The sequence below is a fragment of the Agrobacterium salinitolerans genome (genome assembly GCF_027498475.1).
GTDB lineage: Bacteria > Pseudomonadota > Alphaproteobacteria > Rhizobiales > Rhizobiaceae > Agrobacterium > Agrobacterium salinitolerans.
Map to the genome: position 1 here is coordinate 663934 of NZ_JAPZLN010000002.1, position 23151 is coordinate 687084.

A 23151-nucleotide genomic window follows, 5' to 3' on the forward strand; every position below is an offset into this window, starting at 1 on the left:
ACACGCTTCTAAAAAAGCGCGCCGCGATGAACGCGACGCGCTTGCCGTTGACGACCCCGTGCGACCGCGGAGACGAACGGATTAACCCGCTCGCTTCAGCTGGAGGTGGGACACGCCAGCAGCCAAGTTCACGCCGGTACCAACTTCGGCACTGATCGGCTGCAGCGCGAAGTTCTTTGCGTTACCGCCGATCAGCGCGTTGGCGCCCACGCCCACACCGACCGAGGCGCCGGCAGATGCGCCAACATAATCACCGCTCAGCGCGCCGTCGCCAACGCGGCTTGCCGCCGTATTGAGCACGATCCAGCTCATATAGGTCTTGCCGGTCACGCCGATGTCGAGGCCAAGCTTGCCGATTGTGCCGGTGTAGCGTTCCGTCTTGCCGGAGCGCTGACGGAACTCGCAGCTCACCGCCTTGCTGGAGCCGACGACGAGGCCGACGCCACCGGCGATTTCACAGGACAGGGTGCCGACGCGTTCCTTCTGCGCGGTTTCTGTTGCACGCTTGCCGCTGTGCTTCGTTTCGGCGGAAGCGAGTGGGGCGATGGCCAGAGTTGCGATTGCAGTTGCAAGAACGAGTTTCTTCATTGTTTGTCACTCCTGTTATTCTTTACAAGTTGGATGCGTGGGGCAGAGGCATCCAGATAGGTATGGGGGCGCTGCCGGATCGCCAGATCGGCGATTATCGGCCGCGATGCGAAACATTCTGCGATGATGACCGCCCGTTCGAAGGCAGAGAGTGTTTCCACTTCGCCCGAGAGCACGATCCTGCCCTCGACGGATGTGACGGAGATCGAGCTGTCTTCCTGTCCATCGGCATAGGCGAGCACGGCTTGCAAGGCGGCACACAGGCTGACGTCCTGGGGGAGGCAGTTTGTGGCCGGGGTCAGTTCACAAGCAAGCATCATGGTGAAACCTCCTACCTTGAACATCAGCGGTTCACTTGAATGCCTTTTTGACGGCGTCCTTGGTCTGGCCGAGCTTCTCCTGCGCCTGGCCCGCCAGTTTTTCGGCTTTGCCTTCCGCCTGCAGCTTGTCGTTGCCGGTGATCTTTCCAGCCGCTTCCTTGATGCTGCCCTTTGCCTGACGGGCGATACCTTCGATACGGTTGTTGTCCATGACGAGTTCCTTCCATCGTTTTGAGGGTGCCGCTGTTGGTAACGGCATGATGGAAAGATAGGCCGGCAAAATCGCCGCTGGCAGAGCAATAGCTACTAGTTCGACTGGTACAAACTGACCTAATTTGCGGGTTCAGCCGCTATTTTTTTTACTGCCGACAAATCCACGCTCCCGCGCCCAGATTACCGCCGCGGTTCGGCGGTTGACACCGATCTTGCCGTAAAGAGACGCGATATGGTTGCGGATCGTGTGTTTGGAGAGGTTCAGCCGATCGCTCATTTCCTTGTCGCTGCAACCGTCACAGATTAGCGATAGTATCTGCTCCTCCCGATCCGTGAGATCCTTCAGCGATGCGGTCGATGTGGCGCCGCGCGAATTTTGCCGCAGCCCCGCGAGCCGCTCAACAACGGTACGGCTGAACCAGGAGGTGTCGGCCATGACACTTTCGATGGCTTCGATCAGCTCGTTTTCGGATCTTCGCCGTTCCGTAACGTCCTGTATCGCCCAGATGACGCAAAGCTGGTCATTGATCTCTGCGCGTTCTGCCGAAACGATGCACTCAGCTACGCCGCCATCAGCGAGGTTCATGCGCAAATTTTCATTCCGGATAGGGATATTGTCCTTCAGCCGTTTCTCGATTTCGCGTCGTGCTGCGACATCGTCCCACAATCGCAACTCGCTTGCGGTTTTGCCGATCACCTCGGCTTCCATGTGACCGCAAAGCGTCAGAAAGGCATCATTGACCTCCGTCAGCACGAAGTCGCTCAGCCTGGAAATTGCCGCCGGCGCGGGCGACAGACGGAAGGACTTGAAGAATCTTTCTTCGCTTTGGCGAAGCGCGTTCTGTGCCTTCCGGCGCCCGTCGAGATCCGCGAAGGTGAACAGCATGCAGGGCTCTTCGGCAACCGCGATTGTTTCCCCTGCCACGATCACCAGCCTGTCACCGCCCGGAATGGGAATGAGCGCCTCGCGATGGCGAATGACCCGGCCTTCATGCAGACGCTTCAGCGCATCCTCACCGGTTTCGCACTCGGAAAACAACCCGAGTTCCTTGACGCTGATACCGATGATCTCCTCGCGGTTGAAGCCGGTCATTTCCAGAAAACCCTGATTGACGCGAATGAAACGCTCGTCTTCCAGCCGGCAGATCAGACCCGGCGCCGGATTGGCGTTAAAGGCGCTCTCGAATCGCGCTTCGGCCTCGAAGCGCGGTGTCTCGTCGCGAATGATCAGCACCAGCACATCGGGTTTTGCGCCGTCATCTTCAAGAATAAGGCCACGCAAGGTATGGACCCAGCATTCAGCCGCATTGTCACTTGGCGATATCTCCACTGTCACATCTTCGAATGTCTCTCCGGCAAGTAGCCGCTCAAGCGGATACTGACCTTCGTCGAGAAGATGATTGTTGCGATAGCGAAGCGTGAAATTGCGCCTGTAGCTTTCGGCGTCGGCGCCAAGCTCCGACACGGTCTCTATGCGGTGCATCTCCAGTGCTGCCTTGTTGGCCCATGCGATCGTTCCTTCGGTTTCCAGCAATATCAGCCCATCGCTGAGGCCTGCGATCAGGTTCTGTAACACGAGGCGGTTGATCTTCGGCAGGTTCACGGTGTCATCCTTCTAGCCCTGTGGCTTCTGGTAGTTTGTGTCGTCTCTAACGCCAAGCGACGTTAAGTGTTGCAGGACGCCACTTGGCCAGAAAACGAAAAATGAGGGATAGACGAGCGCTACATCCGTTTTGCGTGTCGATTTCCGGAATCGCCATCGCACTTTTGTCCCGCCACTGAAACCAAACGGGCCTCTTCTTCGTATCTATGCCAGCGGCCAACTAGGCGCTAACGGAGAAGACGGCCTGATGGAGCTTGGAAGAGACGATAGGCGGACGGGCCTGGCCGTAACCGATGACCTGACGAAGGCAACCCTGAGCGTTGCCTGGGTCATCATTCTCAACAAGCCGTTTTATCCGCTTTATGTCTGGTATCTGGTCGATGCCGGCGCTGCTGAGGCATCGCTCGTTACGCTGCTATCGCTGCCGTTTTTCCTTGCTATCCCGTTTCTGGCAAAGAAATCCCATCTGGCTGCGCGCCTGGCGCTTCCTCTTGTGGGAACGCTTGATACCCTGTTTGAAACAGCGATATTCGGCCACGCATCCGGCACGGAATTTTTCTTTGCGGCATGCATTATGCTGGCGGCCATCTCGTTCCGTGCGAATGAGAAACTCTGGCAATATGCGATGGCAATTCTTGTCTTCATCGCCTTCTTCTGCTCGCGCACATTTCTGGGCGCGGGGCTGCAATCCTGGTCGGCAGATGATCTTGCAACGCTTCTCAATCTGAATGCGTTCTCCGCTGCCGGTCTCATGGCCTTTATCGCGCTTCGATATGCCGGCATGTCACGGCGAACTGAAACCTGAACCCGATTGATCGACAGGAGGAGTTTATGCAGAAAAATCGCAAGCGCGTCGTGGGTGCGCTGACAGTCTCGCTACTTCTATTCTCGGGCTCGCTCGCTACTGCTGCCCCCAAGCCTGTTGCCGTTGATGCCGGTCACTATCGGGGCACATGGCTGGAAATCGGTCGCATGCCGATGCTTCTGACTGACGGATGCGTCGCCGGCTATTCCACCTACCGGCAGGGGAAGTCAGCCGATGAAGTGCTGGTCGAAGATGGCTGCCGCGAAGGCACGCCGCAGGGCAAGTTGAAAACCATCAACGGTGTTGGAAAGATCTTGGACTTCGCGTCTACCAAGGCGAAGATGAGGGTCCGTTACCCACTCCTGATTACGTTCAATTACTGGGTGCTCTATAAATCACCTGACAAGTCCTGGTTCATCAGCGCCAATCCATCCACAGACGATGTCTGGGTTTACGCCCGCAACGTTCCCTCCAAGGCGAAGCTCGAGAGGATGATGATGAAAGTGCGCGAGCTGGGTTACGATGTCAAAAAGCTCGAATTTCCCGCCCAGAGATAAACGCTGACGGAGCGCGTTCATGATAGCCTCGTTTGAAAGCGGCTATAGAGCCATCGTCATCGGTGCGTCCGGCGGTATTGGCGCGGCACTGCTTGCGCGCCTCAAGGCCGATCCGCGGTGTGCGCTCGCCCTGCCTCTGTCTCGCAGCCGCGACGCAAGTGAGCTACATGATCCGCCTGTTCAATGCCACGTTGCGTAAGCGGTGAATCCAGTTGCCACTGAAACCGGCCAAGAGAGTTCCAGACGGTTTCGCCGTGACGAAGGAGGTAAATGGTCGGCCGAGCCACGCTTGTTTCATCCTGCACGTTCGTTATCGTTTGCTTCACTCGGAAGCATCAATACCGAAACGTCCCGATTGCAGCGCATTGATGACCGACTGCAAAGTCTGATCCTTGTCCTTGCCTGACACTGGTAGGACATGGTGCTCAAAGGCGCCAAGATCGGTAAACTGCGAGTGAAGATCAGCGACGACCAGCGGATCGCTGAGGCTGTCGCCACCCCGGGCCAGACAGCGTTCGATCGCCTCAGCAGCTGTCGTGCGCAGCACAATGTAATGTAGTGTCCGAGAAAGCGCCGAAAAGGCCGGCAGCCAGTCCGGTCGCACGACGCCGTCTAGGATGACGAAGTAGCCCTCTTTGGCGTAATGACCGGCAACATCGGCGGCGATCTGCATGATCATGCGGTTTTGTTGATGCGATTGCGGTAGCCATGGATCGATGCGGCCGTGCTTGATATATCCCCACAGATCATCGCTGTGAAAATGCACCTTTGGAACGCCGGGAAGGTTCGCAAGCGTTTCGGCGATTGTGGACTTGCCGGATCCGGGGTGGCCGGAGAGAATCAGGATATTGCCGCCAAGATCGCCCGTCATGTTCCTTCACTGACCTCTGGTAGGCATAAAGCGACTGATGATGAAATCATTCGTCTCTCGACGTTGCCACCCCGGTGTTTCCTATCTTGGCTCGCAGGGAGGCAAATGAAGCGCCCCTATCTGGCAAAGCCTATCACGAAATATGCTGATGCCAGAAGCAGGGTGACAATTGTGAAGAATATCAATCCTGCCGCCAGTTCATCGAACCGGCCGTCGCGTTCATTGCGGTCCCAGTCGTAAGCCATAGCCAACCTTCATCGTTGCTGTAAGGGAAGGGTGGTCCGGTATGGTTAATGGAATCCTAATGGTTGCAGGCTGAATGTTGTCGGTATGATTTGCCATTTGGCCGTCTGAAGATGGGCCGAGGATTAGCGAGTTGGCGTGACGATGCTGATGTCGGTTTTGCTGTCGAGGACGATATGCAGGTCGCGGATCGACATGCGGGGCACCTTCCATGCGTGATGCCTAAGGGCCGTGATGCTGATCTCCGCCGTTTTGGTCACGAGCGGGAACTCGCGAGGTTGCTAAAAGTCGGGTCAGGAGCAGGGATCGGTGAGAGTGTGGTTCATGGTCCAACTGACTGTCGGGCGCCAGATGCATTTGCCAGCGTGACATCCGGTCGCGATACCAGGCTCCGCGATCTTCGGAGTTGAAGCGATTGCCTCCTGTCCGCGTATAGGTGAAGGCCGCATTGACATGCGTGTCGCCGTAGATCCTGAGATCACGGTTGCGCCGCCGCCAGGCAAGCTCTCGCGGATCGAGATGCGGATTGCGGCCGCGCTCGGCGAGCAACCGGGCGCTGGTCAACCCCTCAATTTCGGCCAGAACCTCCAGTTCCTCGTCGCTGTCGACCAGTAGACGACGGCGCTGGCCTTTGAGAGAGGCGTGCCGCAGCTTTGCTTGCTCCTCCAGCACGATGCAAGATTGGGCATGGTGGGAGCGGCTTGTATTCCGTGCCGATTTTGTGGCCGCCATCCATGTATTGAAGATAGCCAGCCGTTGGCTGGCACCCTACGTTTATTGAGTTCTTTTTCGAGTCAGCCTCTCAGGCACAACTACCGGGAACGTTATTCGCTCGAACCCAAAAGTCCTCGTCTCGATAATGACGTTCCTGATTGGGATTTCCATTCTCATTCAAAGTTTGACGCCAAAGAACGTGGTGGCGGCAGGGTATTGTTGGGATCGTCACAGGCAAATTCTTCGATCGGGGGATCGCAGAGAAGCGATGACGGTCAATTCTCACACCTTCATCTGTCTGGCGGCGGTGAATTGCCGCCCTAATACAGGAGCGACCAAAAGCAGTCCTATGAGCGACGACACGAGTTCGGGAACGACTAACAGGATCGCCGCCAAGATCAGCATTGTTCTCTCCCACCAAAAGGTTCTGACAAGCAGGAAACCGGAGAGGGCGGACCCGAGAAATGTAATGCCCAGCACGCAGCCAACGAAGGCAACTGTAAAATCACCCCAAGAGAAGTTGGTTGTCACCAGCAGCAGCGACGGCGAGAACACGAAAACAAACGGGACGAGGACTTTTCCCAAGCCAAGGCGGAACGCTGTATTTCCGGTCTTGAATGGGTCGGCTCCTGCCATGCCTGCCGCCGCATAGGCGGCGAGCGCGACTGGAGGCGTGATGTCGGCAAGCACACCGTAATAGAAGACAAAGAAATGCGCGACGATAGGTTCCACGCCAAGCATACCGAGCGTCGGGGCGGCGATGGTCGCCATAATAATGTAGTTGGCGGTCGTCGGAATACCGCAGCCCATCAGGATGCAGACGACGCCAGTCATAATCAGCGTGAACAACAGCGTCAGTGTCTGCGGTCCGAACCAGGCAGCCGGAACCATCGTACCGATCCAGCCGGCTATTTCTGCTGCAGTCGTGGTGACGATGTAGGAAATCTTAAAGCCGACGCCGGTCAACGTGACGACCCCGACGATGATGCCAACGGTGGCTGCCGCTGCGCCAACGGCAAGCGCGTACTTGGCGCCATCCCTCAGTCCCTCGAAGACCTCCGTCAACGACATGCGTCGGCGCGGATTGATGAGGCCGACCGCGATGCAGAGCGTTATTCCCCAGAATGCCGCGAGGTATGGTGTGAAACCCGAGAGCAGGATACCGATCAGCACGACGAGGGGGATAACGGTCGGCCAGTCGCGCTTGAAGGCCTCCTTGAGATCCGGCATTTCGTCGTCGGTCATGCCACGAAGACCTTCGCGTTTTGCTTCGAAGTGAACCTGAACCAAAACTCCGAAGAAGTGCATGAATGCCGGAACGAGCGCTGCCAGGATGATCGTAGTGTAGGGGAGATTGAGGAACTCGATCATCAGGAACGCTGCCGCACCCATGATCGGCGGCGTGATCTGGCCACCGGTGGACGATGCGGATTCGACTGCCGCGGCGAAGGTGCGCTTGTAGCCGAGCCGGATCATCGCTGGTATTGTGAGCGAGCCAACTGTGACCGTATTGGCAACGGACGAGCCGGAGATCATGCCGAACAACGCCGATCCGAAAATCGATATTTTGGCCGGACCACCAGCATACCGCCCCGCGACCCACGCGGCACAATCCAGGAACAACTGACCGAGCCCGATGCGTGTGGCAAAAACCCCGAACAGTACAAAATGGAAAACATAGGTGGCGACGACACCGAGTGCGATGCCATATATGCCTTGGCTGGTGAGATAGAGGTGATTGATCAGCTGCGAGAAGGTCGCGCCGGGATGTACCAGGATGCCAGGCATCGATGGCCCGTACAGGGAGTAGGCCATGAACAGGACGGCGATGATCGGCAGGGGCCAGCCGACCGAACGGCGGGTCGCCTCAAGAAGAACCAGTACCAGCAGGCCGCCCAGGACGACGTCTGTGTTCGTGGGATTTCCAACACGGAAGGCAAGGTCGTCAAGCGGGATGAACGGCACGTGCATCACGGCGACTACGGCACCGATTGCCAGCGCCCAGTCGAAAAGCGATATGCCCAGAGGCCGCAGCACAGTGGAGGCCGCCACTTCGCCGTAACCACGTCGTGATACGGGGAAAACGAGAAAAATCAGACCGAGGACAAAGGACAGGTGGATGCCGCGATGCATAACCTCCGACAAAAGGCCAAAACCCGCAGTGTAATAATGAAAGATCGACAATGCGATCAGCAGCGCTCCGACCAAGCGGGCAGCGAGTGGCGCCAACCGCCGGAATCGGATTTCCGCATCGAACTGCTCCTCAAGCTCGCGCGCCCGTGCTTCATCCAGCTCCATCGGAGAGGCCTTGCCGGCCGTATCGTCGCCCATGCGGAAATCCTTGCATTTGTATAGATGGCCAATACGGAGACCGGCCTCAGCCTGTCCCCGCATCGCAAATCGGGTTTCCAACGTTTATTTGAGGACGCCGGCTTCCTTATAGAATTTCTCCGCACCGGGATGGAGCGGGATACCAAGACTGGTTGTCGCGTTCTTGAGTGTAATCATCTTGCCCTTGGCATGCCCTGCATCGAGGGCTGCGCGGGTGGCGTCGTTCCACATGACCTTAGTGATCTTGTAGACCAGATCGTCCGGCTGCTTGGCACTCGTTACCCATTGAGCTGCCACGGAAATCGTCGGTGTCTCCGCAACATCTTTGTAGGTGTTGGCCGGAACCGTATCCTTCGAAAAGAACGTGTAATCACTTATCAGCTTGTCGACTTCCGGACCGCTGATCGGGACCAGTGAGATGCCGCTTGACGTCGCGAGTTCCGAGATTGCACCGGTCGGATAGCCACCGACAAAGAAATAGGCGTCCAGTCCACCGTCCCGCAAGCGGTCGCCAGCGGGGCCAGGCTTGAGGTATTCGGCTTTGATGTCGCTTTCCTTCAAACCGTAGGCCCCCAGAACAATCCGGGCGTCGACGATGGTGCCGGAACCGGGCTCATCAACAGAAACCCGCTTGCCCTTAAGGTCCGCCACCGATTTGATCCCGGCATCTTTCCGGGCGACCAGATGAATTGTTTCTGGATAGAGGGTGGCAATCAGTCGAAGATCCTCGACCTTGCCTTTGCCTTCGTAGAGACCTGTGCCGCTATGAGCCCAAAAGGCGACATCCGACTGGGTGAAGCCGGACTCCATAGAGCCGCCCTGGATGGCGTTGATATTGGCAACCGATCCATTCGAGGCGACTGCAGTGGACACCAGTCCAGTGACACCTTTGTCGCCGGCGCCCGAAATGGCATTGGCGATCAGCCCGCCAATCGGATAATACGTCCCAGCTGTGCCGCCGGTACCAATCCTGAAAAATACTGGCGCCTGGGCCCCTGCCAAGCTGACGCCGAGAGCAATTGCGCCGACGACCGCGCCTATCGACAGAAAACGTTTGCGGATGCTCATGGATGTTCCCTTTCTCCTGTTTTAACCAGCATGAGAAAGTGCCTGTCCATTGTCAACCGTGAGTATGACCCGCAGCAGTTGCCTGTTGCCTGCAGGGGATTTACCGCAGTCGTTAAGAGGTGAGGCTCTGTGACGTCAGATTGAGTGTCCTTGGGATCAAAAGCTTTTCGGGTGGCCAGATCGTCACTTTGGTCGAGCCGCAAGAATACACCAACTACTTCAAATCGTGCGGATATGACCACGAGTAAAGTGGACGCGCTCTAGGTGTCTTGCATTCTACGAATCTGCCTCGATCGGGCACTTTGCCCGTCGGGGTTCGTTCAACGCCAGACAAGAGGCTACCAAAATTTTGGCCAGACCGCCTGACGCACCGGTTACTGGATCGGTGTTCGGCTTGGGTAACGACCTTATTCTTGCGCACATTTCTGGCGTTGGCGTTGTGCTCTGCATGTCAGCCTGCTGCCCGGCAGGATATGCGCTCACGACCTGAGAATCCGCGGACGATTTGAGCCTTTTGTGGCCGGTGCCCGCTGACCGTGGGGCCGCCGATCTGCAATGTTGCTAGACCACGCCCGATGCCGAGAACCTCACGCGCGCCGCTGTGGTAGTGGTGATAGTCGAACACGCCGTTTCGCCAGATTCCTGTCCAGCCCTTCCGAGAAAACATGGCTTCAAACGACCCGGTGTCCGGTTGCGGATCGACCTGTCGATAGATGATCACGGCAAATGTCTGGTTATTGGGTATCTGATCACCGGCCTCTGGGAGGATATTTCGGTTCCCATGCCTGTCTCGTTGTGTCGCTTGCCTGGCGCCGAGGGACATTTTATCGCGACATCGGCACGAGCCGGCGACGCCCATGCCTAGACGCCGGCCCATTACGCATCTAAGAGACGCGTGCAGCTTTCCCAATATCGAAAAGCGGGCCGTAGGGGCCGTTTTTTTGCCGCTTCAAACAATATCGCCTCGTGACGCTGTAGGTTGGATGACCTATCCATGCCCTCGCTTCGGCTTGGAAATCCCCACCCTAGGTCAGCAGATAGCTGGCGTCGGATGCGCGTTGAACAATTGCCTGCGCCGCAAGGACGATCGTGTCGCCTGCAATGGATTGATGAGGTGGCAGCAGGTGTTTGTCGATCGTCAGTAGGAAATGGGATGACTGCTGTTCACCGGGCGAAATGGAAATGTAAGACCAGCGATGCCAGGCAAATGGCATGATGGCGAGTGTCATTCCCAAAAATCCTTTAAGACGCATCGACCATGTTTCCGAGGATTTGGCGTGGCGGGCGGCATCGGTCTCATCGACAATATGCACACGCTGAAAGGCGGTTTGAGAGTGATTGATCTTCCATGCCTCGGGGTCATCGTTGGCCAGATCGATCGTCGATTTTACCGGCTCGGCGATCAGCGCCACGTTCGGGCTGAGCAGGCGCGGAACGAAAGAGAAAGGCAGGCTGCGGATTTCGCGCAAGGGAGCGTTGACGCGAATAAGCTGCGCCAGACACCGCCAGTCGAAGCCCTGATGTGACGTGTGGTGCGCGGGCACCCGGTCCAGCCGGTATAAGCCTGCCCAAAAAGTCTCTTTCAGGTTGCCGGATTGCCGGTTGTAGCCCATCAGGGCGGAACCCCAGTTCTTGATCCATACCGCTGGCCCAACTTCGACCGGCACTGTCACCAGGAAAATCCGGGGACGGACGATCGTGCACACATGCTCGATGACACGGACCGTGCGGTTGAGGTGGATATGTTCGAGCGTTTCCAACGCAATGACGATATCGGCCTGGATCGTTTCGTAAAGACTCTCGTCGGTGGCGTCGCCGACGATGAAACGGCAGTTTTCGTGATTGCTGTAGCGATTGCGCGCGGCCTCGATGAAGATTGGATCGTAGTCTATACCGACGTAATCAACGTCGAATTTTTCCAGGATATGTCCGACCGCGGTTCCGGGGCCGCAGCCAATATCCAGTATTCTGACCTTCCGATTGCCGACGTCCTTCTGCACTGTTTCGAGGACCTCAAGCAGCTTTCGATAGCGGCCTGCATGCAGAAAGCGCGTCAGCCAGTTGAAGTTCTGCGTTTTCTCGTAAGTCGTCGCGAACGTACCCATCCAATCCGCCTCCATGAACTCTAGATGATGTCGTCTCGCGCTGCCTGCAATTGGAAAGATCGTGCGCGACCCGGCGTTGCATTTTTGAAGTCTGGCACGGCCTGCGCGACCTGCAACCCGACCAAAAGGCTTAAGTCGGTAGCGGGGATACCCCACCCTGCTTCCTCTTAAAGGCAGTAATCGACGTGGTGGACGGTGAATCAGCCAGTCCTGACCAGCTGTCCTCTCCCTTTTGGTATGCTGCCGATGCGCAGGGCCTCGTTATACCTTTCAAGGAGGCGCCATCCGGGGCCGGAACCGCTGGGAGATGTGGTGGATGGTAGACAAGAGAGCCTTGATTATCGGCGTAACCGGGCAGGACGGCGCTTATCTCAGCGAATTGCTGCTTGCCAAGGGGTATATCGTGCATGGCCTGAAAAGGCGGTCTTCCTCATTCAATACCGGCCGGATCGATCATCTTTATCAAGACCCCTTCGAGGAAAACCTTCGCTTTCGTCTTCACTTCGGTGACCTCACGGACGCCACGAACCTGTGCCGGGTCATTCAGGAGGTGCAGCCTGACGAGATCTACAATCTCGGCGCCCAGAGCCATGTCCAGGTCAGCTTCGAGACGCCGGAATATACGGCAAATGCGGATGCGCTTGGCACGCTGAGGCTGCTGGAAGCCATGCGCATCTTGAACCTTGGCGACCGCTGCCGGTTTTACCAGGCGTCTACATCGGAACTGTTCGGGGGGATGGGCACGGTCGCTCAGCACGAGGGTACGCCGTTCTATCCGAGAAGCCCCTATGCTGCGGCAAAACTCTACGCATACTGGATGACGGTCAATTACCGGGAAAGTTACGGCTTTCACGCATCCAACGGTATTCTCTTCAACCATGAGAGCCCCATTCGCGGCGAGACATTCGTCACCCGGAAGATCACGCGTGGCGTTGCGGCCATCGAGCGCGGTCTCATGAGCAAACTGCGTCTTGGCAATCTCGACGCAAAGAGGGACTGGGGGCATGCGCGCGATTATGTTGAAGGCATGTGGCGCATCGTGCAGCAGGAAATACCCGAGGACTACGTGCTCGCAACCGGCGAGGCACATACGGTGCGGGAATTCGTCGAGCTTGCTTTTGGCGTGGTCGGCAGGACCATCGAGTGGCATGGCGATGGCCGTGACGAGGTGGGATACGACGCCAAAACCGGCAATACGATCATCGAAATCGATCCCAGATATTTTCGTCCGGCGGAAGTGGATTTTCTTCTTGGCGACCCCAGCAAGGCGCGCAGGAAGCTCAACTGGAGCCACTCGACTTCCTTTGGCGACCTCGTTCAGGAAATGGTCGAAGCGGATCTTCGCCTCGTGATGTTGGAAGAGGGAAGAAATGAATTCGTCGCATAAATCGAAAGAAATCCCGTTCCGCTTGAATGGCAAGCGCGTCTGGGTTGCCGGCCATACCGGAATGGTCGGCTCGGCACTCGTTCGACGTCTCCAGCGCGAGAATTGCGAAATCCTGAAAGTTTCTCGCAGCGAGCTTGATCTGACCCGACAATACGAGACCGAACAGTGGATGGCGGCGGCAAGACCGGAGGTCATTTTTGTTGCTGCCGCCAAGGTTGGAGGCATCGCAGCAAATGCGGCCTATCCGGCGGACTTTCTTTACACCAACACGCTCATTGCGATGAACATCATGAAATCGGCTGCCGATATCGGTGTCGAAAAGCTTCTCTGGATGGGGTCTAGCTGCATCTATCCGAAATTCGCGGCACAACCGATCACGGAAAATGCGCTTCTGACAGGTCCGCTGGAGCCGACCAACGAGGCCTACGCGATTGCGAAGATCGCGGCGCTCAAGCTTTCCCAATTCTATTCCAGTCAGTACGGCCTGAATTGCGTCTCTGTCATGCCGACCAATCTTTACGGACTGAACGACAATTTCGATCCGCAAAGCTCGCACGTTATTCCTGCGATGATCAGGAGAATGCATGAAGCGAAAATCAGCGGTCAGAACAAGATTATGCTATGGGGCACGGGCAGTCCTCTGCGTGAGTTTCTCCATGTGGACGATCTGGCGGATGCCTGTTGTTTCCTCATGAAATCATCGGCGCATTTTCCACTGATCAATATCGGCTCGGGACGGGAGATATCCATCCGCAATCTCGCCCATCTGATTGCAGGTATCGTCGGCTACGAGGGGCAGATCGTTTTTGATACCAGCAAACCGGATGGCGCCCCCAGAAAGCTGCTTGACTGCTCGCGGCTCAACGCGCTTGGCTGGACCTCGACAGTCGAACTCAGATACGGAATTCAGGATTTATATGAGTGGTGGCGACAACCGAAGTCGTTGCAATCGGATTTGTTACGACAAGCCATTTGATAAGGCTTCAAGGGCAGAAGAACCCGGGTCCGGTTGAGCCCTGCGAGTGACCGAAGACGCTCTAAGGTATCAAGGGGCGGTCTTAAAATCTGCGTGTATCGGATCGGTTCAATCTGACAGTCGGTGCGGGAACCCAACAGATACGCTCGCTTCTAGTTGACACTTCCTGTGACGACCGCTGCCGAAACCGGATCTCTGCCGGATACCGACAGGCGGACGCGGACGACGTCTCCCGCGCGGACCTGCGTATGCTCGTCGGCAGCGATTTCGCTGTATGTGCCTGCAACCTGACGCACGATGAAGAATTTGGTCTGGATCATGTCCTCGAGGCTGGAAACCCGCCGCGCCGTCGAGCCAATCTCGGCCATGGATTGAAGGCTGAAGGCCAGTTTTTTCTTCAGGCGCATGATGTCCAGGGAGGTCTCCCGCAATTCGGTTGCGGCGTCATTGTGCCTTTTGCTCTTCAGTTCCAGAATACGTCGCTCCACCTCGCTTTTGTTTTGTTGCGCGCGCGCCAGAAACGATGTCGATTCCAGCACCTGCTGGTTCATGGACAGCAGTTCGCGCTTGCGCTCTCTCAGGGCAGATTCCGAAGCCGCACCGCGCGTGACAAGTTCCTTCGAGGCGTTGACGTCCATGTCGAGCAACTCAAGTTGCTGGCTGCGCATGACGTTGCTTTTCTGAAGCGTGTCTATTTCCTGGATGAAGTTCTGTCTTTGGACTTCGAGATTGGTTTTTTCGTCCTGCTGCGCCGACAGGCGAAGGCGAAACAGACTTGTTTCAGATGCGACGATCTTCTCCAGCGCGGCGCGATCCCGCACAAGTCCGATTTCGTCCCCCTTATATTCGAATTCTGTGTCGTTCAGTTCCGCTTCCAGCCGGACGCGCCGGATGTCCTGCGACAGGAGCTGCATCGACATGTCTTCATATTCCTGCTGGGCAGCGATCAACTGTATGCCCGAGGTATCCCTCTGTGTATTCGACTCGCGCAATCCCCCACCGAGTGCGAAGAGTTCAAGCACGATCATGCCGGGACGATATTCATATTTTCCCGGCTTCTGGACGTCGCCGACAACGAAGATCGGAGCATATTCCTTGACCGCGACGGCAACGGAGCGGTTTGCCACATGCCTTGCCAGATCGCGGCTGATCCGCGCACCGATTTCGTTCACCGTCTGGTCGATCACGTTGACGTTGCCAAGAAGCGGATAACCGATCGTTCCATCTGCACTGACAGGGAAGAGGCCGGTCAGGCCCGGGTCGCCATAGACGGAGATCGTCAGGACGTCGCCGGTAGCGACCTTGTACTCGGTGCCATCTGCCGCGGCCGGCAACTGGCAAACGGTCAGAGACAGGAAAGTGGTGCTGGCAATCATCAGGGAAAAACCCCTGGACCCTGTCACGAAGCGCATGTTTCACCTCTCGTTATGGACGACAGCCGGGGGGCGTAGACTGGTTGCCCGTTTCCGCAGCTTGAAATGAGGGTTCCAGTCCCGGAAAATCCTCGGCCAGACCGGGGGCTGACGCTTTCTCGGGCGCCGTATTCCGTTGAGGATGATGCCCGTGATCGACCGACCCGCGACCCGCAGCTTGATGACGGCGTTTTTCATGCCCGTGCCATCGGCGACGTCCTGTCGGACCACGAAGGATACGGCGTCCGACAGACTGGCGATCCGCAACAGGTCGAGGTCATGGGCAACGGATGGGGCCTCGATCAATACCAGTTCATATCGCTGTCTTGCCTCTGCAATCAGGCCGGCGAAGCGCTTGCTGCCAAGAACAAGATTTGGCGGCAGGTCGCTTTTCTCGGCGACGATGATATCGACCCCGGAGGCCTGATCGCGTTGGATGACGTCGTCCAGGGACACCTCACGGTTGACCGCCTGGGCGACATGCGACGTCAATCCGACATCGAATTCCGCCCCGAGAGCCGGGTTGCGCAGATTGGCGTCGATCAGCAGCAGTCTCACGCCACTCATCGCAAGAGATCTGGCAAGGTTGGCAATTACGAACGTCTTGCCTTCCCCATCGGCCGAAGAGGTGAAGGCGATCACGTTTGCCTTGCTCTCGGTCAATTGTATGTGGGTCTGAAGGTCGGCAAACGCGCTGTAGAAATCCGCAGCGCCGCTGCTGAATTTCCCGGGCGTGTTCTGGAACTCTCTGAAGGAAATGCGCGGAATGCGCCCAATAACGTTGAGGCCGGTTTTCTGCTGAAGAGACGTGATGGAGCCAACGGACCGGTCGGTGTAATTCAGGATAAAAGCTGCCGCCAAACCGGTGCTGCAACCGAGAAGAAGCGCAACCAGGCCCCACAGACGCTCGTCAGGACTGGTCGGTTTACGCGACGGCATGGCGCTCGATATGATCCGCGCCTCGGCGGTTGCGATACCGTCCTGTTCGATGGTCTGCTTGTAGCGTGCGAGGTACGTCTCGTAGATCGAGCGGTTTGCCGCCGCTTCCCGGTCAAGTTGCCCGGATTGAACCATTGCCATGTCAGTCGTTGAAATGGCGCGTTGCACGTCATTGAGGCTGGACTCGACTTCCTGCCGCTGTTTTTCGTTGACCTCGATCTCATTGCGCAAGGCAGCGATGATCTGCGCGATCTCTGAATCGATCTGCTTGTTGAGTGAACTGAGCTGGGAGGATAATTGCGGCCGCTCCGCGCTCATGACGGCGCCGCTTTCATCGATCTGGGCAATGGCTCTGATGACCCTTGCCTGCTCGGCCCTTAAAAGCTGGATCGATGGTGAGGACAGAACTTCGGTGATCCCGAGCCCATCGCCGCTTTTCTGAAGTTCGAGCGCTGTGGCCAAGCGCGCCCTTGACCCCGCCAGCTTGGCCTGTAGCGTCGTCAGCTCGACATTCAGACTTGAAAGACGCTGCGACTGCAGCGGAAGACCACCCGTATCTATCAATCCGGATTTCTCGCGAAATTGAGACGCCTGGCGTTCGGACTCCTCAAGTGCAGTCCGCAGACTGACCAGCCGCTCCCCGAGCCATGTGCTCACACGCCGGGTTGCTGTTGTCTGGAGGTCGATCTGATAGTCGATATAGGCTTCCCCGAAAGCATTGGCGACTTTCGCGGCAAGCGCCGGATCACCGGCATAATAGGAGATGTAAATCGTATACGACCGGCCATCGTTCATCACACGAACGTTGGTCATGAGGTCATCGATCATTTTCGATGTCTCGGCGTCGTTGCCAAGCACGATCGCGTTGGCGTCAGCCCGGTCGGATTTGGTTTGCCGCCCTTCGAGCAGTCGATCTTTTTGCAGGATGACGAGAACCCGTTCGGCCATCGACCTCGAGCCGATGATATCAAGTTCGGTTCGAAGCACCGGGCTTTCCTGAGGCAGCGGAGAGACCACGGATTCGGTGGGGAGCGCCTGAAGCTTTCGGACATTAAGCGCGAGGGTCGCCTCGGCCTTGTAACGGATGGGGGTTCGCACATAGCCAATTGCCGCGATTGCGAAACTGGCGAGAAAGCAGATGAAGACGGCTCTGCGCCGCTCCCGCAGGATGGTTATGAAGCGTGAAATACCTTCCTGCTCAACCGGAGATGATGACGACTGGATCATGACGGTTCCTGCTGTAAGCGGGGCGTTCGGTAACGGTCGGTGGATGGCGTGTGCTTAGCGGTCGTACGCCATGTCACCAATCTTGCAGGCAACTTCCGTGCGGTTTGTTGCTCCAAGCTTCTTCATGATATTGCGGATATGCACCTTGATTGTGCTTTCACACAGGTTCAACTCCAGAGCGATATCCTTGTTCGCCTTGCCACACCGCAAGGCTTCCGCAATAGCCGACTGACGGCTTGTAAATTTCGTCGGTGGAACGGATGCGTGCGCCGTAAGGCCAAACAGACTTTTCATGTTCATGACGCTGCTTGCCGGTATGAAACGGCCGCCCGCGATTGCAAGACTGATCGCTTGGCCGCAAACGTCGACGCTGACGGAACTCGATATATAGCCGCGCACGCCAAGAGCAATCGTATCGAGGATGGTATTGATATCCTGATCGTCGGAAAGCACGACGACGGCGGCCGGGGAGACCGCAGCGACAATCTCTGCAAGCTCGCGGTTTGTTTCCGCCGATTGACCGGGTAAGACGCTGACCAGAACCGCCGCAGGCATGCCGATTTCCGCACGTGCCTGCTGCCATTCGCCGAGGTTGGAGAAAGTCAGGATGCGCCTGTCCGCATATTGATAGTTGAGACTATGGGCGAGGCATTCCCGCTCGAGCATGCGACGATCTATGATGCCGATATAGCCGGCGGCATCGGCTGTCGCCTGCGGCGCGCCTTCCGGCGGGTTATCGGAGATGTGGTTATGGATCATGACGAAAATGCCCCCTGTATTGTTTTTCGTTTCTTTTAATTTCCGAACAACGCCGATTTCGTACCGTCAAAAAGGCGTTCGCCTGTTTCAGGCGAACGTCAGCTTTCTGACGGTAAAGGCTTCCGCAAAACGTGTAGGCGCACGGCATTCCATTCCCCGCAGCCGCGCAAGGCCACGAAAGGTATCCGCATCGAACCAGTCCTTCGATCTCTGTGTTCCAAAGTGTTGCAGAAGAAGCTCGACCTTCATGTTCATCGCGTCTTCGCTCAACGGCACGTAGGCGTTTCTTCTACCGAAATCGCCGTCCCATTTCGGGATTTCGTATTCCATGATCAGGTGATTTCTGAAGATGTTGGATGTGAGCCTGTTGATTTCGCGGTGATCCTGATGCGCATCCTCGCGGCTATGCGTGAATATGACGTCGGGGCTGACTTTGTCGCGCAATGTCAGCAGCCATGACTTGATCTCGCGGCTCTGCGAGGGAAAGTAGCTGTCCTGAAACGATGCCAGCTCAATCGAGTAGGATGCTGCTTTTGCCAGAAAAGCTTCGGCGGAACTGCGTGCCTCCAGGGCCCGCTCGTTGCCGGCACTGAGGACGCACCAATAGACATCAAGCAATACGCCCTTTGAAAGCAGGCTGAGGACCGTGCCTCCGACGCCGATCTCAATGTCGTCGGAGTGAGCTCCCAGACAAAGGATCGACAGCCGATCACCGGCGGAGGCGAGGGACATGTTTTTCATGGCAGCAGCTTCGTGTTTGACGATTTGCGTGCCATTGACGCATCGTCGCCAATCCATGGCATGTCGCCACGCTCGACCATCGCCTCCAACGTCTGCCAGTCGCGCAGCGTATCCATTGACCTCCAGAAACCCTCGTGTTTGTAGGCCATCAATTTGTCTTCAGAAATCAACCTGGAGAACGGTTCCAGCACGAGTTCCTCACCCTCGCGCATGTAGTCGAAAATTTCCGGCCGCATCAGGAAGTAGCCGCCATTGATCCACATGTCGGATGTCTCCGACGACCGAAATTCCCGGACCCTTCCGCTCTCGTCTATTTCCGCAAGGTGGTAGGTGAGGGGCGGTCTGACAGCCAGAAAGCAGGCGAGCTTGTCGCTCTTTTCGAACTGGGCGATCATGTCGTCGAGATCGACGTCGGTCAGGCCGTCGCTATAATTGGCAAGGAACATCTTCTCGCCCTTGAGATGATGACGTACGGCCCAGAGGCGCTCGCCTATATTGCGCCATATCCCCGTATCGATCAGGGATACCCGCCAGTCCCTCGGCAGTTCTTCGAGCAACTCCACGCGTCCGGGGCTTGATATGACGCAATCGGCATAGCTTTCCGGCCGACTGTTCAGGAAGAATTCTTTTATGACGTGCGCCTTATAGCCGAGGCAGAGGATGAAGTCCTCATGCCCGAAACGGGCGTAATATTGCATGACATGCCGCATGATCGGTTGAGACCCGAGCGGGATCAGCGGTTTCGGGACGCTTTCGGAATATTCCCTTATGCGGGTTCCCCTGCCGCCGCAGAACAAGACGACCTTCATTGTGCCAACTCCTTCGGATCAATGATGGATATGTCGGGAATTGGAACGATGAATTTCCCGCCCCAGTTTTTGATATCGTTCATTTGCGCAACGATCTCATTCTTCAGGTTCCAGGGAAGAATGAGGACGTAATCCGGCTTCATGCGCTCGATTTCGCTGACGGGCCGGATTGGGATATGCATTCCCGGCGTGAGACGGCCATGTTTGTAAGGATTGCGATCGACTGCAAAATCGATGAAATCGGTGCCGATGCCACAATAGTTCAGCAGCGTGTTGCCCTTTCCCGGTGCGCCATAGGCGCAGATGGATTTGCGCAGCTCCTTGAGGCGGATGAGGAAAGACAGGAGGTTCCGCTTGGTCTGGCGCACGGCTTCGGCGAAGGCCGTATAGGTCTCTATTCTGTCGAGCCCGGCATTCAGCTCTCGTTCCAAAAGGCTATCCACGCGGGCTTCACGCGGAAACTTGCTGTCCTCGTGCGAGAAAAAGACTCGCAGCGAACCGCCATGTGTGGGGATCTCTTCGACATCGAATACCCTGAGCCCGTGACGGCGGGCCATTTTTTCTATTGTCAGCAGTGAGAAGTAGGAAAAGTGCTCGTGATAGATGGTGTCGAACTGGTTTTCCGCGATAAGTTTTTCGATATGCGGGAATTCGAGGGTGATTACGCCTTCAGGCTTGAGCAGGACTTTCATGCCGGCAACGAAATCGTTGATATCAGGCACCTGGGCAAGGACATTGTTACCGATGATGAGATCGGCTTTTTGTCCCCTGGTCGCCATATCGGTCGCCAGAGCCTCGTTGAAAAATTCCGTCAGTGTCGGAATACCTTTCCCGATTGCCACCTTTGCGACGTTGATCGCCGGTTCAATTCCGAGCATCGGGATGTTGCTGGTCATGAAATGCTGCAACAGGTAACCGTCGTTGCTGGCAAGCTCGACAACGAAACTGGAGTCATCGAGCGCGAAGCGCTCGATGACCATGTCGCAATACCGCTTTGCGTGGGCGACCCAACTGTCCGAGAACGAGGAGAAATACGCGTACTCCGTGAAAATATTCTCGGGTGCGACATATTCCTGAAGCTGAACGAGCAAGCATTCGTCGCAAACGAATGCGTGAAGCGGATAAAATGGCTCCAGGTCGTTGGCTGCATCGGCTGCGACGAAGCTTTCGCAGGGAGGAGACATTCCAAGATCGACAAAGGTATGCACTAATGGCGAGCTGCAAAGACGGCAAAGCCTGATGTTATGCGTCTTGTTTAATCGTGCAGAAAAAACCGCCTCATTATTCATCTGACGTCCCCTGATTTCATCGCAGTGTCTTCGAGTGAATTTGGGAAAATTCTTTTATTAATTGGAAAAAATACTATGGATCAGGGTGAGTGACGATACTGCATTCGGCTCGAAAACGTCATCCATAAGCCGTAGGTTGATATGATAATCCTCTAAAATGCTCTTCAGCCGTTGGTTTCGGCAACCAAAAGGGTGACTTATTTGCCAAGCCGGCTTCAAGGTATGGTGCTGCCTGTGGGTGTATTCCGGAGCCGCTGAAATGGCGGAGAATTCGTCTTGGATAAGGGGTTGCATCAGGAGCGCCGAATGCTGTTTGAGAAGACGAAGATCGAGGGGCTTTGGATCGTCAATACGGTGCCCGTCCGGGACAGTCGCGGCTCTTTTGCCAGGACGTTCTGCAAGCATGAATTCGATAGCAACGGGCTGGTGTCTGATTTCACTCAGCACAGCCTTTCCCTGTCAAAGCTGAAACACACCGTCAGGGGGATGCATTTCCAGCGACCGCCACATCAGGAGACGAAACTGGTTTCCTGCCTCAAAGGATCGATCTGGGATGTCGCCGTCGATCTGCGCCGCGGTTCGCCAACCTATCTGCAATGGGTTGCTACGGTGTTGTCGGCCGACAATGGTGCGCAATTCTACATTCCCGAAGGTTTTGCGCATGGTTTCCAGTCGCTTAGCGACGACGTTGCTGTGTCCTATCTGATTTCGGTGCCCTATGCCGAGGCGAGCGCAGCCGGGGTCCGCCATGACGAACCCGCGATCGGTATTGAATGGCCTGCGCCACCCTCCGTCATATCGGAAAAGGACCTCGGTTGGCCGGCCTGGCAATGAAAGTCTAGCGCGTCAGGAAACCGAGGTTCGAGACAAGGCCTGCCTCAAGCAGCCTGCCGGCAGCGCTCGCAATATCGGCAAACGGCATTTTCGACCTTTCGGCGATATCGAGCAGCGAGTTGGTTCCATCGGCGAGGTTGAGTATCCATAGATAGGCCATGGTCCGGTCGTCATTCGTCTTGTGGCCGCCTATCGCAGGGAAAAGCCCGTATTTCCCCAGCTGTGGCTCACCCTTGGGCCGAAGGTTCAACGGCGTCCAGTTGTCTTCGAGAGCGTCGATCATGTCCATGATCATCCAAAAGGATGAGTCGAGATGTTCGGGCCGTATGAAGTCGAGATTGTCGGCCGAGGTGTGATATTCGGGAAAGGTTCCGAAAGCGCTTCTCTGCAGCAGTCCGACCGGAAGATTGAAGCCAGGCGAACAGAATTGGCGCTCGTCGTAGCCATAGGGAATGAAGTCGGCGATTGTCAGATGTTTACGATCCGCTCCGCAGCGGGTGCAGGCGGCGATCCGGTCGATCAGTGCATCTCCCCTGCGGCTGCGCTTGTAGTTCGGCCCGCCCCCGTCTCCAATGCATGAGACTACGAGACCATGCGCGATATTCGATATCGCGTCTTCGTTCCGGGCAAGCCATGACAGGGAGCCGATTGTTCCGGGTGCGAACACGAACCTGTAGCTGTAATGTGTGGACCTGCTTTTCAGGCCGGCGGCAAGACACGTCAGCAATGCAAGGCCGGAACAATTATCGTTTGCGAGCGACGGGTGACAGATATGCGCGAAGAGAAGCACCTCTTTGGTGCTTTGTCCGACATGCAGATATTCGCCGTAATACAGATTGCCTGACACCTTTTCGGTGTCGATGACGACTTCATAGTCGCCTTCCTCTAGCTTGAGGAATTCATGATGCGACATGCAAAAGCCCCAGGCATCCGTGTAATAGGCTGTTTTGTAAGGAATGAGATCGGGTTGTGCCGGCAGGGTGTAAATATGCGCTTGCAGTTCGGCCAGCGGCATCACGCGACGTTGAGGGATGCTGTAGTTCATGAGATGCAGGTTCGACATTTGAAAATCGATCACCTTGCGTCCCGCTGCGTTCTTCACATAGGCGTCCCGGACGACCCATTCCTGGGGCACCGTCCAGTCGAAAACCCGCGTCCCGCTCGGGACCGCGCGCTGCTCGATATCGATATAGTCTCTAAGGATATCGATCGTGTCGCACACGCCCTTGCCGGTGATGCTACGACAGATCGGAAACAGGCGGGAAGCCAGATCATGAATGGTCTGGCCCATACCTTCCTCTCGCCAGGCTTCGCCTGTCAGCTTTGCACCAGGCTCCAACTTGCCCATCCGGGCCTCCTG

Annotated in this window: 23 protein-coding genes and 2 pseudogenes; 7 read left to right on the forward strand and 18 right to left on the reverse strand. The window is 56.5% G+C overall.

Annotated elements, in window-relative coordinates; all coding sequences use genetic code 11:
* Positions 1-81: 81 nt before the first annotated feature.
* The 4 genes from O9X91_RS11780 to O9X91_RS11795 all read right to left on the reverse strand — a co-directional run bounded on the left by O9X91_RS11780 (position 82) and on the right by O9X91_RS11795 (position 2724).
* The gene (locus O9X91_RS11780) at positions 82-588 is read right to left on the reverse strand and encodes a DUF992 domain-containing protein (protein WP_077984900.1); all 507 of its coding nucleotides are present in this window, start codon (positions 586-588) and stop codon (positions 82-84) included.
* Positions 585-932 (reverse strand): BON domain-containing protein, encoded by a 348-nt coding sequence (locus O9X91_RS11785; RefSeq protein WP_077984901.1) that lies wholly within the window; start codon positions 930-932, stop codon positions 585-587. Before O9X91_RS11785 ends, O9X91_RS11780 begins: the two co-directional genes overlap by 4 nt.
* Positions 933-939: 7 nt before the next feature.
* The gene (locus O9X91_RS11790; RefSeq protein ID WP_077984902.1) at positions 940-1119 is read right to left on the reverse strand and encodes a CsbD family protein; all 180 of its coding nucleotides are present in this window, start codon (positions 1117-1119) and stop codon (positions 940-942) included.
* A 132-nt stretch (positions 1120-1251) separates the two neighbouring features.
* Entirely contained in the window at positions 1252-2724 is a 1473-nt protein-coding gene (locus O9X91_RS11795; protein ID WP_142914167.1) for a PAS domain S-box protein, read from the reverse strand.
* A gap of 247 nt (positions 2725-2971) precedes the next feature.
* On the opposite strand from O9X91_RS11795, the gene O9X91_RS11800 reads away from it, so the two are divergent.
* From O9X91_RS11800 to O9X91_RS11810, 3 genes are read left to right on the forward strand one after another with little or no spacing between them, the layout of a single operon-like run.
* Positions 2972-3529, forward strand: coding sequence for a hypothetical protein (locus O9X91_RS11800; protein ID WP_142914168.1), 558 nt, complete (start codon positions 2972-2974; stop codon positions 3527-3529).
* A gap of 26 nt (positions 3530-3555) precedes the next feature.
* A complete protein-coding gene (locus O9X91_RS11805; RefSeq protein WP_269834174.1) occupies positions 3556-4086 on the forward strand; it encodes a lipocalin family protein in 531 nt (176 codons plus the stop codon).
* 19 nt (positions 4087-4105) lie between these two features.
* The gene (locus tag O9X91_RS11810; protein ID WP_244614305.1) at positions 4106-4285 is read left to right on the forward strand and encodes a Rossmann-fold NAD(P)-binding domain-containing protein; all 180 of its coding nucleotides are present in this window, start codon (positions 4106-4108) and stop codon (positions 4283-4285) included.
* Here O9X91_RS11810 and O9X91_RS11815 read toward each other — a convergent pair.
* From O9X91_RS11815 to O9X91_RS11825, 3 genes and pseudogenes are all read right to left on the reverse strand, one after another.
* Positions 4242-4373 (reverse strand): annotated as a pseudogene (locus tag O9X91_RS11815) (phosphoglycerate mutase family protein); the annotation flags it as partial. The gene O9X91_RS11810 and the pseudogene O9X91_RS11815 overlap by 44 nt on opposite strands.
* A gap of 35 nt (positions 4374-4408) precedes the next feature.
* Positions 4409-4957 (reverse strand): P-loop nucleotide/nucleoside kinase family protein, encoded by a 549-nt coding sequence (locus tag O9X91_RS11820; RefSeq protein ID WP_142914170.1) that lies wholly within the window; start codon positions 4955-4957, stop codon positions 4409-4411.
* Positions 4958-5325: 368 nt separating this feature from the next.
* Positions 5326-5460, reverse strand: a complete 135-nt coding sequence (locus O9X91_RS11825; RefSeq protein WP_269833171.1) for a hypothetical protein — start codon at positions 5458-5460, stop codon at positions 5326-5328.
* 193 nt (positions 5461-5653) lie between these two features.
* Here O9X91_RS11825 and O9X91_RS23885 point away from each other — a divergent pair, with 193 nt between their 5' ends.
* Positions 5654-5815 carry a hypothetical protein gene (locus O9X91_RS23885; protein ID WP_193559333.1) on the forward strand — a complete coding sequence of 54 codons (162 nt, stop codon included), beginning with the start codon at positions 5654-5656 and terminating at the stop codon, positions 5813-5815.
* 381 nt (positions 5816-6196) lie between these two features.
* Here the strand turns inward: O9X91_RS23885 and O9X91_RS11835 are convergent, their stop codons facing one another.
* The 4 genes and pseudogenes from O9X91_RS11835 to O9X91_RS11850 all read right to left on the reverse strand — a co-directional run bounded on the left by O9X91_RS11835 (position 6197) and on the right by O9X91_RS11850 (position 11574).
* Positions 6197-8245, reverse strand: a complete 2049-nt coding sequence (locus O9X91_RS11835) for a TRAP transporter permease (RefSeq protein ID WP_142914171.1) — start codon at positions 8243-8245, stop codon at positions 6197-6199.
* A gap of 84 nt (positions 8246-8329) precedes the next feature.
* On the reverse strand, positions 8330-9313 hold the full coding sequence (locus O9X91_RS11840) for a TAXI family TRAP transporter solute-binding subunit (RefSeq protein ID WP_137411073.1): 984 nt from the start codon (positions 9311-9313) through the stop codon (positions 8330-8332).
* A gap of 276 nt (positions 9314-9589) precedes the next feature.
* Positions 9590-10136 (reverse strand): annotated as a pseudogene (locus O9X91_RS11845) (cupin).
* A 202-nt stretch (positions 10137-10338) separates the two neighbouring features.
* Positions 10339-11574: a class I SAM-dependent methyltransferase gene (locus tag O9X91_RS11850; RefSeq protein ID WP_269834175.1), complete on the reverse strand. Its 1236-nt coding sequence runs from the start codon at positions 11572-11574 to the stop codon at positions 10339-10341.
* Between the two features lie 160 nt (positions 11575-11734).
* On the opposite strand from O9X91_RS11850, the gene gmd reads away from it, so the two are divergent.
* A complete protein-coding gene (gmd, locus tag O9X91_RS11855) occupies positions 11735-12805 on the forward strand; it encodes a GDP-mannose 4,6-dehydratase (protein WP_269825012.1) in 1071 nt (356 codons plus the stop codon).
* On the forward strand, positions 12789-13781 hold the full coding sequence (locus tag O9X91_RS11860; protein WP_162520619.1) for a GDP-L-fucose synthase family protein: 993 nt from the start codon (positions 12789-12791) through the stop codon (positions 13779-13781). Before gmd ends, O9X91_RS11860 begins: the two co-directional genes overlap by 17 nt.
* A gap of 152 nt (positions 13782-13933) precedes the next feature.
* Here the strand turns inward: O9X91_RS11860 and O9X91_RS11865 are convergent, their stop codons facing one another.
* From O9X91_RS11865 to O9X91_RS11890, 6 genes are all read right to left on the reverse strand, one after another.
* The gene (locus O9X91_RS11865) at positions 13934-15193 is read right to left on the reverse strand and encodes a polysaccharide biosynthesis/export family protein (RefSeq protein WP_142914173.1); all 1260 of its coding nucleotides are present in this window, start codon (positions 15191-15193) and stop codon (positions 13934-13936) included.
* Between the two features lie 3 nt (positions 15194-15196).
* Entirely contained in the window at positions 15197-17359 is a 2163-nt protein-coding gene (locus O9X91_RS11870) for a GumC family protein (protein ID WP_142914174.1), read from the reverse strand.
* Positions 17360-17413: 54 nt separating this feature from the next.
* A complete protein-coding gene (locus O9X91_RS11875; protein WP_137411249.1) occupies positions 17414-18118 on the reverse strand; it encodes a response regulator transcription factor in 705 nt (234 codons plus the stop codon).
* Positions 18119-18205: 87 nt separating this feature from the next.
* Entirely contained in the window at positions 18206-18859 is a 654-nt protein-coding gene (locus tag O9X91_RS11880; RefSeq protein ID WP_026330955.1) for a PIG-L deacetylase family protein, read from the reverse strand.
* Positions 18856-19668 carry a glucose-1-phosphate cytidylyltransferase gene (locus O9X91_RS11885; RefSeq protein WP_019566371.1) on the reverse strand — a complete coding sequence of 271 codons (813 nt, stop codon included), beginning with the start codon at positions 19666-19668 and terminating at the stop codon, positions 18856-18858. The genes O9X91_RS11880 and O9X91_RS11885 overlap by 4 nt, the downstream gene beginning before the upstream one ends.
* Positions 19665-20957 (reverse strand): class I SAM-dependent methyltransferase, encoded by a 1293-nt coding sequence (locus O9X91_RS11890; protein ID WP_137411247.1) that lies wholly within the window; start codon positions 20955-20957, stop codon positions 19665-19667. The genes O9X91_RS11885 and O9X91_RS11890 overlap by 4 nt, the downstream gene beginning before the upstream one ends.
* 306 nt (positions 20958-21263) lie before the next feature.
* On the opposite strand from O9X91_RS11890, the gene rfbC reads away from it, so the two are divergent.
* Positions 21264-21791: a dTDP-4-dehydrorhamnose 3,5-epimerase gene (rfbC, locus tag O9X91_RS11895; RefSeq protein ID WP_142914175.1), complete on the forward strand. Its 528-nt coding sequence runs from the start codon at positions 21264-21266 to the stop codon at positions 21789-21791.
* A gap of 4 nt (positions 21792-21795) precedes the next feature.
* Here the strand turns inward: rfbC and O9X91_RS11900 are convergent, their stop codons facing one another.
* The gene (locus O9X91_RS11900) at positions 21796-23139 is read right to left on the reverse strand and encodes a DUF4910 domain-containing protein (protein ID WP_142914176.1); all 1344 of its coding nucleotides are present in this window, start codon (positions 23137-23139) and stop codon (positions 21796-21798) included.
* Positions 23140-23151 lie beyond the last annotated feature (12 nt).